At 65.6% G+C, this 1322-nt stretch carries 2 protein-coding genes; both read left to right on the top strand.

Annotated features, from left to right (window positions below):
• Positions 1–475: IMPACT family protein (locus tag I5W_RS13790; RefSeq protein ID WP_044529652.1), on the top strand; the 475-nt coding region annotated here is incomplete at its 5' end.
• 80 nt (positions 476–555) lie between these two features.
• On the top strand, positions 556–1317 hold the full coding sequence (locus I5W_RS13785; RefSeq protein ID WP_044529651.1) for a hypothetical protein: 762 nt from the start codon (positions 556–558) through the stop codon (positions 1315–1317).
• Positions 1318–1322 lie beyond the last annotated feature (5 nt).

The raw sequence follows: 1322 nt of genomic DNA, 5'->3' as shown, positions 1-1322 counted from the left end.
CAGGATGCGTGAAGCCCATCGCACCGCCACCCACGTCTGCTGGCCCTTGATGGCCGGCGCCCAGTCCGGCATGTCCGACGATGGCGAACCTTCCGGCACGGCCGGACGCCCCATGCTGGAAGTGCTGCGCCATCACGAACTCGATGGCGTGCTGGCCATGGTGGTGCGCTATTACGGTGGAGTGAAACTGGGCGCGGGCGGCCTGGTACGCGCCTATACCGATGCGATCGCCACCGCCCTCAAGAGCACGCAACGCACCGAGCGCGTGGCCCAGGCCGAAATCGAGATCGGCGTGGTCTATGCAGCCGAGCCGCAACTGCGCCACTGGCTGGCCCAGCAGAAATACGAATTGCTGGACAGCCGTCACGACACCCTGGCCCATCTCCATCTACGTCTGCCCGAAGCGGCGCTGGCTCAAGCGGAAGAAGCCATCCGCCGCCTCTCTTCGAACGCCGAGATCAAGCGCATCCTCTGATATCTGTGCGATGATCGCCAACGCCGGGCAACCTCGGGGGAGGTCTGCCGGCACTCATCCACGCCACCCCAGGGGAAGCCATGCCACCAGACCAGAGTAATTTCGACCCAGTCCTGTTCATCGCCGACGGCCCGTCGCAGCCCTTGCTCGATCCCCATCACTATCCCTACATGTGCAACCAGAACGGTGTGGGCCAGCAGAGCGCCACCGTCATCGGCGAACTCATCGAGCTCTCGCCAGAGGCGCCCGCGCTGGAATACGGGGTCACCTATCGCGACATCGCCCACTGGCCACGCAAGATCACGCCCAAGGACTGGCCGGCCTACGAGATCACCGAGTTCGATTTCCGCACCCCGGAAGTACGCTACGAACCCCTGCCCGCCACCCCGGAACACGCCCAGGCCTTTGGCGCCACGCTGCTGCGTAATGGCCAGTGCCTGCGCTTCACCTATGAAGGCCTGGTGATGTCCCAGTACACCTACGGCAAATGGGCCGGCTATGAATCCCCCTACCTGGGCGATGGCCGCAGCCGCGAACTGCTGACCTGGAACGCCACCGACCTGGAGTACCACGACTTCGCCCACATCTTCTTCTCGCAAGGCCCGGAACCGCTGGTCATCACGGTGGCGCGCTGGCGGCCCTACGTCAACCAGATCAGCCTGGCCGACCTGTGGGTGGCGCCCGGCGACGCGCTGGTGATCCCACCCAAGCGCATGGCGCCGCCACCCACGCCGGGCATGAGCGAGGAAGAAAAGCGTCTGCTGGTGGTGGACATGCACAACAACCGCAACTCGGCCCAGGCCTGCCGCCGCTACGACGGCCCGCCTGCGCTGGCCACGTGACCGTG

Origin of the sequence: Herbaspirillum sp. B65 (assembly GCF_000333555.1) — a bacterium.
Classification (GTDB): domain Bacteria; phylum Pseudomonadota; class Gammaproteobacteria; order Burkholderiales; family Burkholderiaceae_D; genus Herbaspirillum; species Herbaspirillum rubrisubalbicans.
The sequence above is the reverse complement of the archived record's forward strand: the minus strand, read 5'-3'. Positions and strand labels throughout refer to the sequence as shown.